Consider the following 16906-nt stretch of genomic DNA (forward strand, 5'->3'; position numbering starts at 1 on the left):
CTTGATGACTGATAACGGGCGAGTGATTTCACCCGGTTTTCAGCCTACCGAAGCGGCGGGAAATGTCCGTCATCCCCGCCCGCGGTCGCTCGTACGAATGCTCAGCTCAACTTGTAGTCGCCTTAGCCGACGCTCTGTTGATCCTCATAAGCATGCTGCTCAACCGCCAGCCACCACGCCTCGCCCCGCCGTGGGTGCATCAGGTTGAAGGCCTCGCCCATTTGCGGCGTGGTGATCGACACGCTGCGCTCCCAGGCCAAGGCCAGGATGCGGTCGAAAGGTTCGTACCAGGCATGCATCGACAGATCGAACGTGCCGTTGTGGATCGGCAACAACCAGCGGCCTTTGAGGTCGATGTGAGCCTGCAGGGTTTGCTCGGGCTGCATGTGCACGTGCGGCCACTCGACGTTGTAGGCACCGGTTTCCATCAGGGTCAGGTCGAAGGGGCCGTACTGTTCGCCGATGCGTTTGAAGCCGTCGAAGTAGCCGCTGTCGCCGCTGAAGAAGATCCGCGTGTCGCCGTCGATCATCACCCACGAGGCCCAGAGGGTGCTGTTGCCATCGAACAGGCCACGGCCGGAAAAGTGTTGCGATGGCGTGGCGACGAAGCGCAGGCCATCGACCTCAGTGTCTTGCCACCAATCCAGTTGCCGAACCTTGCTCGCGTCGATCCCCCATTTGATCAGGGTGTCGCCCACGCCCAGCGGCGTCAGGAAATATTTGGTCTTGTCAGCAAGTCGCAACACCGCCTGATGATCCAGGTGGTCGTAGTGATCGTGGGACAGGATCACCGCTTCGATCGGCGGCAATTGCTCAAGGCTGATGGGCGGCTGGTGAAAGCGCTTGGGACCGGCCCATTGCACGGGCGAGGCGCGCTCGGCGAATACCGGGTCGGTGATCCAGAACTTGTCGCGCAGCTTGAGCAATACCGTGGAATGGCCGAGGCGATAGACGCTGTGGTTCGGCGCGGCGATCAGCGCGGCCTGGGTCAGGGGCTGCACCGGCACCGGCGCGCTGGGACGGGTGTCGCTGGGTTTGTGGAAAATCACGTTCCACATGATGCGCAGGGTTTTGCGAAAACCTTCGCGCTTGACCGGCGCGTGGTTGCGGTATTGCCCTTCTGTGTGGCGGGAAGCTTCAGGTGTGGCAGCGATATCCGCTGGAGAATTTGGGTGGGCCATGACTGAATGACTCCAGAAAAGCCGCGTGTCTCGCGACTTTCCGTTAGGGACTGTAGATGGCCAAGGCACGCAAGCATCAGCCGAACACTCTATTTTTTACTGTGCAGGATTAACAAAACATTACACTACACAGTGTACTTTCAAGGTTGCATCAAAGCCGCCGACAAGTAAACTGCTGAGTGTAATTTTTCTCTCCACCCTGCCGAAGCGTATTTATGACAGCTCCACAGCGCCTCACCGACCGTAAACGCGAAGCGATCATTCAGGCCGCGATCGCCGAATTCCGTACCAACGGTTTCGACATCACCAGCATGGACAAAATTGCCGCCACCGCCGGCGTGTCGAAGCGCACGGTGTACAACCACTTCCCCAGCAAGGAAGAGTTGTTCGCCGAGATCCTCAATCAGTTATGGGCCCGGGTGCACGCGCAGCTGGATACCCCTTATCGCCCCGATCTGCCGATGCGCGAGCAATTACGCTCATTGTTGATGGCGAAACTTCAGATGCTTGGCGATGAAAACCTCCTGAACCTGGCGCGGGTCGCCATCGGCGCCGCCATTCACTCCCCCGAGCGTGCGCAAAGCATGGTGGCGCGCATGGGCGAACACGAAGAGAGCCTGACCGTATGGATCCGTGCCGCCCAGGCAGACGGGAGGCTTAAGTCGGTCGCACCCGATTTCGCCGCTCAGCAGATCCACGGCCTGCTCAAGTCCTTCGCCTTCTGGCCGCAGATTTCCATGGGCATGCCGGGGTTGTCGGCGCCGGAACGGGAGACGGTGGTGGAGTCGGCGCTGGATATGTTCCTGGCCTGTTATCAAGTGCAATAAATGACATGGTTTTGAAGATGATTGGCCGCGCTGGCCATTGAAAATCCAGCGCGGCCAATGTGTTTCAGGATGAAACTGGCGTCGGACTATAGTGAATCTCAGTCCCCGCGACCTTCAGAGATCATCATGAGCCACGAACCCAACGACAAAGCCCCTGTCGATCACCTGCGTTTCCTTCATCCCCATGCCCACCTGGGCCCGACCTTCGGCACCGACAAATTTGCCCTGCGGGCAGAAGCCTTCGCGCGGTTCTTCGGCACCCCGACCTTCCTCGGCGCGCAGACCATTGTCGTGGTGGTGTGGGTGTGCCTGAACCTGTTCGGCGTCACCCACTTCGACGTCTACCCGTTCATCCTCCTGAATCTGGCGTTCAGCCTGCAGTCGGCCTATGCCGCGCCGCTGATACTGCTGGCCCAGACCCGCCAGGCCGCACGGGACAAGGCCCAGTCGGAAGCCGATGCGAAACACCGCGAAGAACTGGCGGTCACCAACAGCGAACGTCAGGTGCAAGCGGCGCAGAACACCGCGCAGTTGCTGCAACTGCTTGAGCAGAACACTCACCTGACGCAGATGACCAAGGAACTGACCGAGCGCATCGAAAGCCTGACCTCGGAGATGCATCAGCATTTCGTGCGCAAGGATGAGCTCAAATAGCCTTGGTATGCGCGGTGTCATAACCGGGTGTGTCGGGTTGAGCGGGCTTATGGGTTCAGTCTGTAGGTTCTTTAGTGGTCTCAAGATAGTCATCGCGGGCAAGCCCGCTCCCACAGGTTACGGGGTTGTCTGGAAGAACACCGTACACTGTGGGAGCGGGCTTGCCCGCGATGAGGCCATAAAAGACACCACAAAAACCTCAGCCTTGCACCAACTGGCGAACCGCCGAAATCTCCGGCACTTCCCGCCGATTCATGTACACCCGCAACGGCTCGGTGATGTTGATCCGCTCGTCGATGTTTTGATCCAGCAACAACTGAATCAGCTCCCGCTTGAGGGTCATGGTGGACTCAGGCCCGGCGACCCAGACAAATTCACTGGCCGCAATGATGCCGTCATCCGCCACATCCATCCCGAACGAGTCCTCGCTGAAACGCACGATGTAGTGCCCGGTCTTGCGATTAAGGCCGACAAAACCCTGGAGCTGGTCGGCGGCCTGGCAGATGAGTTGGGAAGTGATGCGCATGGTCAACCTCACAGAAAAGTGATCATCGGTTAACACGCAAAGTCAGCGGCTTTTCCCTCTGCCGGGGAAATGGCCGAGGGCCAGATTACGGCAAACGAACGCATGAAAGCTGTGATCGAAATCAGCTTTATGTCGGTCTCGCGATAGCGTCCGACACGCTCAATTGTTAAAAGGGAGGTCTTCAAAAAGTCTCGCGAAAGGATCTCGACCATGTCTGCAACTTTCACCAAGAGCACTTTGCTGCTGAGCCTGTTGCTCGGCCTGTCTCAATTTCAAGCCCAGGCCCAGGCCGCCAACGCGCCCAGCCCCGCGGCTCTGGCGACACGATTGGGCATTCCCAACCCGGCCGTGATCGCACACCGTGGCGCGTCCTTCGACGCACCGGAGTCCACTGCCGCCGCCTACAAAACCGCCCGCGACCTGGGCGCCGATTACCTGGAACTCGACCTGCAACGCAGCAAGGACGGCGTGCTGTTTGCCTTGCACGACGACAACCTGCAACGCACCACCGACGTCGCCACCAAGTTTCCCGAGCGCAAGGACAGCCCGGCCCATGCCTTCACCATGGCCGAGCTGAAAACGCTGGATGCCGGCAGCTGGTTCAATGCTGCCTACCCCGATCGCGCGCGGCCTTCGTTCGCGGGGCTGAAGATCCTGACCCTCGACGAAATCATCGACATCGCCCAAGGCAATCCGCTGCATCAGCCGGGGCTGTACATCGAGACCAAGGAGCCGAAGCAGTTTCCCGGGATCGAGCATGATCTGAAGATGAAACTGCAGGACCGTGGCTGGCTGAGTCCGGCGGGTTCCAAGCTAGGTAAAAGCGAGCTGGCAGTCGGTCAGGGCAAAGGCAAGGTGGTGTTGCAGACATTCGAGAAGAGCAGCCTGGAACTGCTGCAAAAGGAAATGCCGAAGGTGCCGAAGATCCTGTTGCTGTGGGTTGGCGAAGGCAATATCGAGCCGGCGTCGAAGGTCACTTTTGCCGACTCCGGCGAGAAGGACAAGGCGGCTTACTACGCCAAGCAGCAGCCCAAGGACAAGGCAGAGTTCCATCGTTGGGTTGACTACGCCAAGGCCCAGGGCGCGATTGGCACCGGGCCGTCTGCGGCGCTTACCAAGGGTGGCGATCAGAGTTATGCGGATCTGGTGCAGCCGTGGATGAACCAGTACACCCATGACCAGGGGATGTTGGTGCATGTGTATACCGTGGATGATGCGGTGGATTATCAGAAGGTGATGGATGCGGGGGTCGACGGGATCTTCACCAACCGGGCTGCGGAGTTGTTGAAGTTCTACAAGCGGCCGGCGGCGGCGAGTGTGGGGCAGGTTTTGCAGAACAACGGTTACTGATCACACCGAAGATCCCCTGTCTATGTAGGAGCCGAGCTTGCTCGCGATGAACCTGAGAACGCCGCGTGGTGTCAGATACCCAGCGTTATCGTTAACGACCATCGCGAGCAAGCTCGGCTCCTACAGGGTATAGGGGACGGTGTGGATTTAAGGGTGGATTAAGTTACGCGAGCTAATCTGATCTCACTTAAACAGCTCACCCAAGGAAAGACCATCATGAAGACTTTGACCGCCCTGTTCGCCGCTGCAACCCTGACCCTCGGCGCCGGTTTCGCCCAGGCCGCCGACGTGCCTGTCGACCAGATCCCTCAACTGGTCAAGGCCGGCACGATCAAGCCGTTGGAAGAGTTGAACCAGATCATCATGAAACTGCACCCGAACTCGACCATCACCGACAGCGACCTGGACAAGCACACCGATCGCTATGAGTACGAAACCGAACTCACCGATGCACAAGGCGTTAAATGGGAAGTGGAACTGAACGCTGCCACCGGTGAAGTCCTGAAAAATAAAAAGGACTGACACGATCCCTTGTAGCAGCTGGCGAAGCCTGCGTCTGGCTGCGAAGCAGTCGTAAAATCAGCGAATGCGGTGTGTCAGGTAGACCTCGCATACCGGTTTTACGACTGCTGCGCAGCCGGACGCAGGCTTCGCCAGCTGCTACAAAAAGCGTGTTCATCGACGCGTAAAAAAGCCGCACGAGTTTGAAATCGTGCGGCTTTTTTTGCGTCTGAAAAACCAATCAGGCCGTGGTGCTGACCATCGATCCCGACGTGCTGGAACCGGTGTCCTGCAATGCCTGCAACAACGCCGCCGCAGCGCTCTGTAACGACGCGGCAGTGGCCGAGATCTGCGATTGTATCGCCGCGACTTCAGCGGTCTTGGCCGACTCAACTTCGCGCTTGGCCTGGGCCGCTTGCAGTTGCTGCTGTTGTTCCTGCATCTGCTTCTGCAGCTCGGCGATCTGCTTGCGCAGCTCTTTCACCGCATCGGATTCTTCGCTGCTGCTGGAGCGGCTGTCACCGGATGCCGGCGCACCGCCTGCCGGGGCAGCCTTGGTGCTGTCGGTGGAGGCACCGGAAGTAGCAGCGGCTGTAGCGGTGGTGTCTTCGGTATCGGTGCTGCTGGCGACGCTGGTCGATGTGCTCAACGTCGATTGAGGGATAGTGATGTTGGTGATGCTGACCATAGTGGTGCTCCGCGATGGGTTCAGGTTCACCGGATCATCGACACGCGCGGCGCGCATTTGAGATCGACTGTGTACCGACTCGGCCTCAACCCCGATACAAACCTGCTCCCTGCCACAATCGTCACAAAACCTTCAAATAGCCTTGCGATGATTCGGCTTACGTGAACCTGCGACAGGCACCCTCCCTTGCGAGCCCTCATGAACCACAGCCTCGATCAAATTCATTGCGATCCGGATCTGTTCGGCCTGTTGTACGGTTTCAGTTTTCGCCCCGGTGAACGTGGACGGGAAGTCGATTCGGCCGAGGCCTTGCGGTGCTTGCAACAGCCTGAGGACAGCGAAGACTTCCTCTGGCTGCACCTGAATCTGGCCCACGCCGCGTGCGAGCGCTGGATGAAGAGCCATCTGGAGTTGCCTGACGAGTTTTTCGAAGCCCTGCATGAAGGTTCGCGTTCGACGCGGATCGAGCATGTGGATTCGGCACTGCTGGCGGTGGTCAACGATGTGGTGTTCAACCTCAGCAGCATGGTCTCGTCGGATGTGTCGACGCTGTGGGTGTGCGTGCGCAGCAAGCTGATCATCAGCGCGCGCCTGCAACCGCTGCACTCGGTGGACAAATTGCGTTCGTCGGTGAAGGCCGGCGAGCACTTTCGCTCGCCGCTGGAATTGCTCGTGCACCTGCTGCGCGACCAGGGCGAAGTGCTGACTCAGATCGTGCGCAAGACCAGCCTGAGTGTCGATCAGGTGGAGGACGAATTGCTGTCTTCGCGTCTGTCGACCAATCGCGCCGAGCTTGGCGCCAACCGGCGGGTGCTGGTGCGATTGCAACGCCTGCTGGCGTTGGAGCCGGGCTCGCTGCTGCGCCTGCTCAATCGCCCGCCGCCGTGGCTGCAAAAGGACGACGTCAAGGAACTGCGTAAATCCACCGAAGAGTTTGCCCTGATCATCAACGACCTGACGGCGTTGGGTGAGCGGATCAAATTGCTTCAGGAAGAAATCGCCGCCAACGTGAACGAGCAAAGTAACCGCACCCTGTTCACCCTGACGGTAGTCACGGTGCTGGCGCTGCCGATCAACATCATCGCCGGTTTTTTCGGGATGAATGTGGGCGGGGTGCCGCTTTCGCAGGATCCGGAAGGGTTCTGGATTCTGGTGGCGCTGGTGGCGACCTTTACGGTGCTGGCGGGGCGTTGGGCGTTTCGGAAGTGGCAGGATTACTGAGCGCTCTCGAATGACCTGCGCGATCTATTGTGGTGATGGGCTTTTGTGGTGAGGGGGGTTACCCCCGTTGGGCTGCGAAGCGGCCCCAAACCCTGCAATCCCATTTTTCCTGGCACACCGCAATTACCGGTTTTGCGACTGCTACGCAGCCGAACGGGGATAAATCCCCTCACCACAAAAGCCCTCTCACCACAAAATCCAGTCAACACAGGATGTTGCGTAATTCCCTCCGAATTCGGACCAACGGAATGTCAATAAAACGTGAAGGCCTGACCCAGAGCAGCCTCCTTGTAACATTTTGCAATGAACATGACAGGCACCCTTCCCTCCTCAGGAATGCCCGGTATGGCTACGCCCTCTTTCTCCGCTGCACCAGCGCCCGCCACTGGCGGTAAACCGCAGTTTGATAAAAAACCCGGCCTGCTCACCTTCGTGATCTTCTTCGCGGTACTGGCCATGGGGCTGTTGTTTACCGCCTATAGCCTGATGAACGAGTTCGGCACGGTGGTGACCACCTGGACGCCGTTCCTGCTGCTCGGTGTGGCGCTGCTGATCGCCCTGGGCTTCGAGTTCGTCAACGGCTTCCACGACACCGCCAACGCGGTGGCCACGGTGATCTACACCCACTCGCTGCCGCCGAATTTCGCGGTGGTCTGGTCCGGCTTCTTCAACTTCCTCGGCGTGCTGCTGTCCAGCGGCGCGGTGGCGTTCGGCATCATCGCCCTGCTGCCGGTGGAGCTGATCCTGCAAGTCGGTTCGTCCGCCGGTTTCGCGATGATCTTCGCCCTGCTGATCGCCGCGATCATGTGGAACCTCGGCACCTGGTGGCTGGGCCTGCCAGCCTCGTCTTCGCACACCCTGATCGGCTCGATCATCGGCGTGGGCGTGGCCAACGCACTGATGCACGGACGCGACGGCACCAGCGGCGTGGACTGGGCCCAGGCGATCAAGATCGGTTACGCGCTGCTGCTCTCGCCGCTGGTCGGTTTCGGCTGCGCCACGCTGTTACTGCTGGCCCTGCGCGCCTTCGTCAAGAACCGTGCGCTGTACAAGGAGCCGCAAGGCAACACGCCACCACCCTTGTGGATTCGCGGTCTGCTGATCGCGACCTGCACCGGCGTGTCCTTCGCCCACGGCTCCAACGATGGCCAGAAAGGCATGGGCCTGATCATGTTGATCCTGGTCGGCACGCTGCCGATGGCCTACGCGCTGAACCGCACCATGCCCGCAGACCAGGCCTTGCAGTTCGCCGCCGTGGCGGAAGTGACCCAGCAGGCGCTGGTGAAAAGCGCCCCGCTGCCGGCCCCGGCCGATCCGCGTCCGGTACTGTCCGAATACGTGCGCACCAAGGAAGCTACGCCGCAATTAGTGCCCGCGCTGGCGACGCTGGCCGGCAGCATCGGTGCCGAGGTGAAGAGCTACGGTTCGCTGTCCAAAGTGCCGGTCGAAGCCGTTGGCAACGTGCGTAACGACATGTACCTGACCAGCGAAACCATTCGCCTGATGGACAAGAACAAGGTCGGCAATTTCGACCCGGATACCACCGGCAAGCTGCAGCTGTTCAAGCAGCAGATCGACAACTCCACCCGGTTCATTCCGTTGTGGGTGAAGATCGCCGTGGCCATCGCCCTCGGGCTTGGCACCATGGTTGGCTGGAAGCGCATCGTGGTGACGGTGGGTGAAAAGATCGGCAAGACTCACCTGACTTATGCGCAGGGTGCTTCGGCGGAAACGGTGGCGATGCTGACCATTGGTGCGGCCGACATGTTCGGCCTGCCGGTCTCGACGACCCATGTGCTGTCGTCGGGTGTGGCGGGGACGATGGTTGCCAATGGTGGTGGGTTGCAGATGAAGACCATCCGCAATCTGTTGATGGCGTGGGTGCTGACCTTGCCGGCGGCGATTCTGTTGTCGGGTAGCCTGTACTGGTTGTTCACCAAGCTCTTCTAAGCAACACATTTCCTTTGTAGGAGCGAGGCTTGCCCGCGAAGACGGCTGATCAGCCGCCGCAAATCCCTGGTCTGATCAGAACTTTTCCAGGTTCCGCCGTCCGCCAGACTCACGCACAACTTCCTTGGGCTTGTACGCGCAATACCCCGGCCGCGGCCCGATCTTCGGGTGGTTGCGGCAGGTATCGGGGCGCTTGTCATAAATGGTGCACAGGCGACTCTTACGATCCAGGTAGTAGCAATCGTTGTTGCTCATGCGCTGCAGCGTGAAGATGCCGGTTTTCTGATTGAAGCGCTCCACCAGCCCTTCCTTTTGCAGGCGCTTGGCGATGTTTTTCGGCGGATCGCCCAGTTCGAACTCATCGACCACGCCGATGCGCACCAGGTCCTTGATCTTGACTTCCACCGGCAGGGTGCAGCAGCTTGATATGCATGAACCGCACATCGGGGCGGAATACTTCGCCCAGGTTTCGAGGCGGTCGATCTCCGCGGCGGCGATCAGGGTGGGCTTCATCATCGGTTGTTACCAGGCGTGTGCATCAGGGCGCGCGATCATACCGGGACTGGTGGATTTTTGAACAACCTTTCGCCAGATTTTTTCAGCATCCGCCGATAACGGGCTTGAACCGGCACAACACCTGCATCGTTTATCGCTCACGACAATGAATTGCCGGACCGTTCGCACTAACAGGAAAAACTGCCGAACCAGAGCCTCTACCGCCTGTCAGACCGTCTAGGCTCAGAACTCCCAGCTCGCTCGAGGTCCAATCGATGACGCAAGAACCACTTGTTCGCGAAGCAGAGGTGGCCGCATTCCGCGACGCCGTCTTGACCAAACTCACCTATGCGGTGGGCAAAGACCCTGATCACGCCTTCGACCACGACTGGTTCGAAGCCATTGCGCTGGCTGCGCGCGATCACATGGTCGAGCACTGGATGGACCACACGCGGCAAATCTACCGCAAGGGTCAGAAGCGGGTTTATTACCTCTCCCTGGAATTTCTCATTGGCCGGCTGCTCTACGACAGCTTGAGCAACCTCGGTCTGCTCGATGTGGCACGCGAAGCGATGACGGAGCTGGGCGTCGATATCGAACGCATCCGCCTGCTCGAACCCGACGCGGCGCTGGGTAACGGTGGCCTCGGTCGTCTCGCGGCGTGTTTCATGGAAAGCATGTCGACCCTGGGCATCGCTGGTCACGGTTATGGCATTCGTTACGAACACGGCCTGTTCCGTCAGGCGATTGTCGACGGCTGGCAGCAGGAGCAGACCGAACACTGGCTGGATTTCGGCAACCCCTGGGAGTTCGAGCGACCAGAGGTGGTCTACCCGATCGGCTTCGGCGGCAGCGTCGAGACTGTGACCGACAGTGAAGGCAAGTCCAAGCAGGTCTGGCACCCGGCGGAAACCGTGCGGGCCATTGCCTACGACACGCCCGTGGTGGGCTGGCGCGGGGCGAGCGTTAACACTCTGCGTCTTTGGCGCGCCCGGGCCATGGAAGATCTGCACCTGGAACGCTTCAACGCCGGCGACCACCTGGGCGCGGTGGCGGAAGTGGCCCGTGCCGAAAGCATCTCTCGCGTGCTCTATCCGGCGGACAGCACCGAAGCCGGCCAGGAACTGCGCCTGCGCCAGGAATATTTCTTCGTCGCCGCTTCCTTGCAGGACTTGCTGCGTCGCCATCGCAACATGCACACCTCGGTGCTGACCCTGGGCGATCACGCGGCGATCCAGCTCAACGACACCCACCCCTCGATTGCCGTCGCTGAACTGATGCGGCAACTGGTCGACGTATATGACGTGGCGTGGGATGCGGCCTGGCAGGTGACTGTCGATACGCTGTCCTACACCAACCACACGCTGCTGCCCGAGGCCCTGGAAACCTGGCCGGTGGGCCTGATGGAGCGCATGCTGCCGCGGCACATGCAGATCATCTATCTGATCAACGCCCAGCACATCGATTCGCTGCGAGCCAAGGGCATCCACGATTTCGACGTGCTGCGCGCGGTGTCGCTGATCGAAGAGGACAACGGTCGCCGTGTGCGCATGGGCAACCTGGCGTTCCTTGGTTCCCACAGCGTCAACGGCGTGTCGGGGCTGCATACGCAACTGATGCGCAAGACGGTGTTCTCCGAGCTGCACAAGCTCTACCCGGAGCGGATCAACAACAAGACCAACGGCATCACCTTCCGCCGCTGGCTGTTCCAGTCGAACCAGGAATTGACCTCGATGCTGGTCGACGCCCTCGGTCCGGATGTGCTGGACAGCCCAGAGGAACGTTTGCTCGGCCTGGAACCGTTTGCCGAGCAGGCTTCATTCCGCAAGGCCTTCGCCGAACAGCGCCTGCACAGCAAAAAAGCTCTGGCGTACATCATTCATGAGCGGCTGGGGATCGCGGTCAACCCGGCGGCGATGTTCGACGTGCAGGTCAAACGGATCCACGAATACAAGCGCCAGTTGCTCAACCTGATGCACACCGTGGCGCTGTATCAGGCGATTCGCGCGGAGCCGGAAATCGACTGGGTGCCGCGGGTGAAGATCTTCGCCGGCAAAGCCGCGGCCAGTTATCACCAGGCCAAGCTGATCATCAAGCTGACCAACGACATCGCCCGGGTGGTGAACAACGACCCGACCGTGCGCGGTTTGCTCAAGGTGGTGTTCCTGCCCAACTACAACGTCAGCCTGGCGGAGAGCATCATTCCGGCGGCGGACCTGTCCGAGCAGATTTCCACCGCAGGCTTCGAGGCCTCGGGCACCAGCAACATGAAGTTCGGCCTGAACGGCGCGCTGACCATTGGCACCCTGGACGGCGCCAACGTGGAAATGTGCGAGCGCATCGGTTCCGAGCACATGTTCATCTTCGGCCTCAGCGCCCAGCAGGTTGAGGCGCGTAAACAGAATCACGAGTTCAGCGCGGTGCCGGACATCGCCGCGTCCCATCGGCTCAACGACGTGTTGCAGGCAATTCGCGGCGGGGTGTTCTCGCCGGATGATCCAGCGCGTTATGCCGGGCTGATCGACTCGCTGGTGGACTACGACCGCTTCTTCGTCTGCGCCGATTTCGATTCCTACTGGAACGCGCAGATGCGAGTCGAAGCCCATTGGCACGACTCCCAGCAGTGGTGGCGTTCAGCAGTGCTGAACACCGCGCGCATGGGCTGGTTCTCCTCGGACCGGACGATTCGCGAATACGCCACGGATATCTGGAAGGCGTTGGGATAAACTCCACCTCTTAAAAGCGCAAAAGATCGCAGCCTTCGGCAGCTCCTAAAGGGGAACGCATCCCTTTGTAGGAGCTGCCGAAGGCTGCGATCTTTTTGGGCTGGCTACGCTAGTCTTTCAGGATTGCGATCAAGGATTTCGCCTCATGCAATGGATGTTGATGCTGATTGGCCTGGTGCTGGGCTGGATACTCGATGAGTCATTCGGCGATGCGCTGCTGGGCGGGTTGTTCGGATTGGCGGTGGGGCAGGCCGTTCGCATTGCCCGGTTGGGTTCGCAGGCCAATGAGCAGCAGAAATTGCTGGAGCAGGCGCGGGTTGCGTTGCATGGCGTAGAGCAGCGGCTGGCCTTGCTGGAGGTGGCTGGTGTCACGACGGCCGAGGCGCCTCAGCCTGTCAGCGAAAGCGCGCCGCAAATCGTTACCCCTGTTCAATCCCCTGAGCTGGTCTGGGAGTTGCCGCCGGAGCTTGAGCCGGTACGACCTCTAACCGACGATCCGTGGAAATCCGCATCCACCCCGCGTCAATCACCGCAACCGGCAATCCCCCGAGAGCCCAACGTCATCGAACGCGCTATCAGCGCCGCTCGCGCGTGGCTGTTTGGCGGCAACACCGTGCTGCGCGTCGGCGTGGTCCTGTTGTTCCTCGGTTTGGCTTTTCTGCTGCGCTACGCCACCGAAGGCGTGGTGGTGCCGGTTGAGTTGCGTTACGCCGGCGTCGCGGCCGCCGCGTTGGGCCTGTTGGGCTTGGGTTGGTGGCTGAGGGCGCGCAACAGTAATTACGCGTTGATCCTGCAAGGCACCGGGGTCGCGGTGCTGTACCTGACGGTCTTCGCCGCGATGCGTCTGCACCCGTTGCTGGATCCGTCGGCAGCGTTCGGGCTGCTGGTGGCGGTGACGGTGTTCTCGGCCATTCTCGCCATCACTCAGGACTCCATCGGGCTGGCCGCCGCCGCCGCGCTGGGCGGTTTCGCCGCGCCGCTGCTGGCGTCCACCGGTGAGGGCAGCCACGTCGCGCTGTTCAGCTATTTCGCCCTGCTCAACGCAGGCATTCTCGCCATCGCCTGGTTCAAGGCCTGGCGTCTGCTCAACGTGATCGGTTTTGTCGGCACCTTCGGCATCGGCTTCGCCTGGGGCGCGCGCTCCTACACGCCGGAGCTGCTGTGGAGCACCGAGCCGTTTCTGATTCTGTTCTTCCTGATGTACCTGGCCATCGGCCTGCTGTTCGCCCGACGCAAGCTGCTGGAAACGAGTGATGCGCCGCCGGAGGAAAGTCGCGAAGCAATGCTGCACTGGGCTGCGCGCAAGGGCGATTACGTCGACGGCACTCTGCTGTTCGGTCCGCCATTGGTGGGCTTTGGCCTGCAGTTCGCGCTGGTGCAACACATGGAATTCGCCGCCGCCTTTAGCGCTCTGGCGCTGGGCATTCTGTACATGGGGCTGGCCCGTTTGCTGTTCGCGGGTCGCACCGTGCTACTGGCGGAAACCTGCCTGGCCATCGGCGTGATTTTCACCAGCCTGGCGATTCCTTTGGGACTGGATGCACGCTGGACTACCGCCGCCTGGGCCGTGGAAGGCGCGGGGATTTTCTGGCTCGGCCTGCGCCAGCAACGGCGGATGGCCCGAGCCTTCGCCTTGCTGCTGCAACTGGGCTCGGCCCTGGCGTTCTTCAGCGAGCTGGGCGAGGGCGAGAGCAGCCTGCTCAAGGGTGTGCCGTTGGGCGCGTTGATGTTGGGTGTGGCGTTGTTGTTCAGCTTCCTTCAATTGCACAAGGCGCAACCTGAGCGCACGTCGTCGTGGGAGCGTAAGGGCTCGCCTGTGCTCGCGTGTCTTGGCCTGTCGTTCCTCTATCTGCTGGCGCCGCTGTTTTTCTTCGCCCAAGGCACGGCGATCAGTTGGGCATTGGCCGGGTTGATCACCTTGTTTGTCGGTCTGCCGCTGGTGTCGCGGACCTTTGTGTTTACGGCGATGGCCGTGCAATTGCTCGGTGGCGTGGTGTTCCTGGTGGGCGGGCTGCTGTTCGAGGAAGGTTTGCGTCCGTTGGCCCACGGCGGGTTCTGGGCGCCGCTGATGCTGGGTGTCGCGGGTCTGGTTGGGGCCTGGCGCTTGCAGGTTGGCAGTTCTGCTTTCGCTGGAATGAATCTGCAGCGATTGTCCGAGGGCCTGCTGTTTTGGGGCGCCGCCTGGTGGGCGTTCGCGTGGAGCAGTGAAGTGCTGCGTTTCGCCCCGATGCATCTGCAAGCGACACTGTTGTTAACCGTCGCGGCGCTGAGTGTTGCGCTTTGGGCGGTGCTGGCGCAGCGTCTGAAATGGCCGGCGCTGGGCTTGCTCTGCACGCTGTTGATCCCCGCTGCCGCCCTGATCCTGCAAGCCGCCTGGCATTCGCGTTATCACCCGGCCGCCAACTTTGGTTGGCTGGCGTGGGCGGCGCTGTTCATTGTGCATTTCATCTCGTTGCGCCGCCTGGCGCCGATGTTGCCGGCGTGGGCCTTGAGCGGGGCGCACGTGATGGGTTGCTGGCTGCTGATCGGCGTGCTGGCGCTGGAGCTGCGTTACGGCCTGCTGCTGATGTCCGAGCAGTACAACGCCTGGCGCTGGCTGGGTTGGGCGATCCTGCCGAGCCTGTATCTGGTGATGATGGCCGCGCCGCGAAACTGGCCGTGGCCGGTGTCGGCGTATTCGCGCGAGTACCGCGTTCTGGCGGCGGCGCCGCTGGCGCTGTTGATGCTGGGCTGGTTCTGGCTGGCCAATGTCTTCAGCGAAGGCAACGCCGAGCCGCTGCCGTATGTGCCATTGCTCAACCCGCTGGAGCTGGGTTTGTTGTTCGCGCTGTTCGGCGTCTACGTCTGGTCCCGCAGCGTCTCGACGCAGCTGGCGATCGACAGGCGTTATCTGAACCAGGCCACGCAGGCGGTCGTCGGCGTTTCGCTGTTCGCCTTCTTCACCGCCATGGTGATGCGCGCGGCCCATCACTGGAGCGGTGTGCCGTTCGAGTTGGATGCGTTGCTCGAATCGATGCGGGTCCAGGCCGGGTTGTCGATCGTCTGGACCCTGATGGCCCTGGCGCTGATGATCGGCGGGCACCTGCGCCATCGCCGCGAAGTCTGGCTGATCGGCGCGGCGCTGATCGGCGTGGTGGTGGCCAAACTGTTCTTTGTCGAATTGAGCAACCGCGGCGGACTTGCCCGGATCGTCTCGTTCATTGGCGTTGGCGTGTTGTTGCTGGTGGTGGGCTACTTCGCTCCGCTGCCGCCCAAGCGTGCCGAAGCGTTGCCGGACGCGGAAAAACCGGCACCCGAAACCGAAGGAGTGTCGTCTTGAGTCAGAAGCTGAACCTGAACTGGTTGGGCGTGGCGGTGATTGGCGTGGCTGCAATGGGGGTGGCGCTGACGGCGGCTGCCGAGGAAAAACCGGCGGATTTCGCCACGCAGGTTCCGTTGACGGTGAGCGGCAACGGCCCATGGTATCGCCTGGAGTTGCCTCTGGCCGTTCTGCTCAATGCGCGGCAAACCGATCTGGGCGATGTGCGGGTGTTCAACGCCGCGGGTCAGCCGCAGGCGTATTCCCTGGCCCGGGAAGCGGCGAAAACCGACGAGAATCGCACGCTGACCGACGTCAAATGGTTCCCCCTGTACAACTCGGCGGACGACACCGAACGTGCGCCGAGCGTGCGGGTGCAATCGAGTGCCAATGGCGCGTTGGTCGAGGTTCAGCCCTCCAGTCAGTTGGAGGCGGGCGAGGAAGAATTGCGTGGCTGGCTGCTCGATGCCAGCGCGATCAAAGCGCCGTTGCAGCAATTGATTCTCGACTGGACCAGCGAGCGCGATGGCTTCCAGCGTTTCACCATCGAGGCCAGCGACGATCTGCAGCATTGGCAATCATGGGGCGAAGGGCAGGTGGCGCGTCTGACCCTGGCCGACGAGCGGGTCGAGCAACATCAAGTCGGCCTGCCGGGGCAGTCGGCGCGTTATCTGCGGTTGCTGTGGAGCACGCCGCGATCGGCGCCCGTGCTGACTTCGGCGCAGCTGCAAAGCGGCAGTCCGCGCAGCCTGCCGCTGCCGTTGTCGTGGTCGCAAGCGCTGGCCGGCAACTCGGCAAAGGCTGGTGAGTACACCTGGCAATTGCCGATGGGGCTGAACGTCGAACGGGTGCAGGTCGCTCTGGATCAGTCCAACAGCCTGGCGCCCGTGACCTTATCCGCGCGGCGCGACAGCAGTTTGCCGTGGCAGCCGGTCAGCAATGGTCTGCTCTATCGCCTGACCCAGAACGGCGAGGATGTGGTGCAGAACGAATTGCAGCTCACGGGGCAGACCGTGCAGCAATTGAGACTGACGGTGGACGAGCGCGGTGGTGGCCTTGGCGAACAGGCGCCTGCTCTGAAGTTTGCCGTGCGCGCCACGCAACTGGTGTTTCTGGCGCGGGGACCGGGGCCTTATGTGCTGGCGCTGGGTAGCGCGACGGTGAAAGCGGCGAGCCTGCCGTTGTCGATGCTGATTCCTGAATACGACGCGGCGAAGCTGGCAACACTGGGTAAGGCCTCGGTTGATGGCGCGGCAGTGGTTGCTGCCAAGCCCGTTCAGATGCCGGTGGGTACCGACTGGAAGAAGTTCGGGCTGTGGGCGGTCTTGTTGCTTAGCGTGCTGTTTCTGGGGGCGATGGCGTTCAGCCTGTTGCGCAAGCCACCTGAAAACACCTGAGAATGGCTGGCGCTGCGCGCCATTCGCGAGCAAGCCCGCTCCCACAGGTATACGCATTCCAAATGTGGGAGCGGGTTTGCTCGCGAATACGG

General features: G+C 61.2%; 13 protein-coding genes. 9 read left to right on the plus strand and 4 right to left on the minus strand.

The annotated features are described in order from the left end of the window. Nucleotides 1-122: 122 nt before the first annotated feature. A complete protein-coding gene (locus tag ACW9JE_RS13360; protein ID WP_224539395.1) occupies nt 123-1181 on the minus strand; it encodes an MBL fold metallo-hydrolase in 1059 nt (352 codons plus the stop codon). 215 nt (nt 1182-1396) lie between these two features. Here ACW9JE_RS13360 and ACW9JE_RS13365 point away from each other — a divergent pair, with 215 nt between their 5' ends. After that, nucleotides 1397-2008 (plus strand): TetR/AcrR family transcriptional regulator, encoded by a 612-nt coding sequence (locus ACW9JE_RS13365; RefSeq protein ID WP_224539397.1) that lies wholly within the window; start codon nt 1397-1399, stop codon nt 2006-2008. Between the two features lie 126 nt (nt 2009-2134). Then, the gene (locus ACW9JE_RS13370; protein ID WP_457433002.1) at nt 2135-2662 is read left to right on the plus strand and encodes a DUF1003 domain-containing protein; all 528 of its coding nucleotides are present in this window, start codon (nt 2135-2137) and stop codon (nt 2660-2662) included. A 199-nt stretch (nt 2663-2861) separates the two neighbouring features. On the opposite strand, the gene ACW9JE_RS13375 is transcribed toward ACW9JE_RS13370, so the two are convergent. Then, nucleotides 2862-3188 (minus strand): DUF2025 family protein, encoded by a 327-nt coding sequence (locus ACW9JE_RS13375; RefSeq protein WP_224539407.1) that lies wholly within the window; start codon nt 3186-3188, stop codon nt 2862-2864. A gap of 210 nt (nt 3189-3398) precedes the next feature. Between ACW9JE_RS13375 and ACW9JE_RS13380 the strand changes: the two genes are divergently transcribed. Together ACW9JE_RS13380 and ACW9JE_RS13385 are read left to right on the plus strand one after the other, a co-directional pair. Then, a complete protein-coding gene (locus ACW9JE_RS13380) occupies nt 3399-4538 on the plus strand; it encodes a glycerophosphodiester phosphodiesterase (RefSeq protein ID WP_224539409.1) in 1140 nt (379 codons plus the stop codon). A gap of 216 nt (nt 4539-4754) precedes the next feature. Further along, nucleotides 4755-5060 (plus strand): PepSY domain-containing protein, encoded by a 306-nt coding sequence (locus ACW9JE_RS13385; protein ID WP_175379541.1) that lies wholly within the window; start codon nt 4755-4757, stop codon nt 5058-5060. A 220-nt stretch (nt 5061-5280) separates the two neighbouring features. Here ACW9JE_RS13385 and ACW9JE_RS13390 read toward each other — a convergent pair whose 3' ends face one another. Beyond that, nucleotides 5281-5727 carry a hypothetical protein gene (locus ACW9JE_RS13390; RefSeq protein ID WP_224539523.1) on the minus strand — a complete coding sequence of 149 codons (447 nt, stop codon included), beginning with the start codon at nt 5725-5727 and terminating at the stop codon, nt 5281-5283. Nucleotides 5728-5925: 198 nt separating this feature from the next. On the opposite strand from ACW9JE_RS13390, the gene ACW9JE_RS13395 reads away from it, so the two are divergent. Together ACW9JE_RS13395 and ACW9JE_RS13400 are read left to right on the plus strand one after the other, a co-directional pair. Further along, a complete protein-coding gene (locus ACW9JE_RS13395) occupies nt 5926-6948 on the plus strand; it encodes a transporter (RefSeq protein ID WP_457433003.1) in 1023 nt (340 codons plus the stop codon). Nucleotides 6949-7293: 345 nt separating this feature from the next. Next, entirely contained in the window at nt 7294-8898 is a 1605-nt protein-coding gene (locus ACW9JE_RS13400) for an inorganic phosphate transporter (protein WP_457433004.1), read from the plus strand. A gap of 75 nt (nt 8899-8973) precedes the next feature. On the opposite strand, the gene ACW9JE_RS13405 is transcribed toward ACW9JE_RS13400, so the two are convergent. After that, complete coding sequence (locus tag ACW9JE_RS13405; protein WP_457433007.1) at nt 8974-9411, minus strand: YkgJ family cysteine cluster protein; 438 nt, start codon at nt 9409-9411, stop codon at nt 8974-8976. Nucleotides 9412-9668: 257 nt separating this feature from the next. Between ACW9JE_RS13405 and ACW9JE_RS13410 the strand changes: the two genes are divergently transcribed. The 3 genes from ACW9JE_RS13410 to ACW9JE_RS13420 all read left to right on the plus strand — a co-directional run bounded on the left by ACW9JE_RS13410 (nt 9669) and on the right by ACW9JE_RS13420 (nt 16814). Then, complete coding sequence (locus ACW9JE_RS13410) at nt 9669-12119, plus strand: glycogen/starch/alpha-glucan phosphorylase (RefSeq protein ID WP_224540336.1); 2451 nt, start codon at nt 9669-9671, stop codon at nt 12117-12119. A 145-nt stretch (nt 12120-12264) separates the two neighbouring features. Beyond that, nucleotides 12265-15438, plus strand: coding sequence for a DUF2339 domain-containing protein (locus ACW9JE_RS13415; RefSeq protein ID WP_457433005.1), 3174 nt, complete (start codon nt 12265-12267; stop codon nt 15436-15438). After that, nucleotides 15435-16814 carry a DUF3999 domain-containing protein gene (locus tag ACW9JE_RS13420; protein WP_457433006.1) on the plus strand — a complete coding sequence of 460 codons (1380 nt, stop codon included), beginning with the start codon at nt 15435-15437 and terminating at the stop codon, nt 16812-16814. The genes ACW9JE_RS13415 and ACW9JE_RS13420 overlap by 4 nt, the downstream gene beginning before the upstream one ends. Nucleotides 16815-16906: the final 92 nt, after the last annotated feature.

The sequence above is a fragment of the Pseudomonas sp. SDO55104_S430 genome (genome assembly GCF_054070595.1).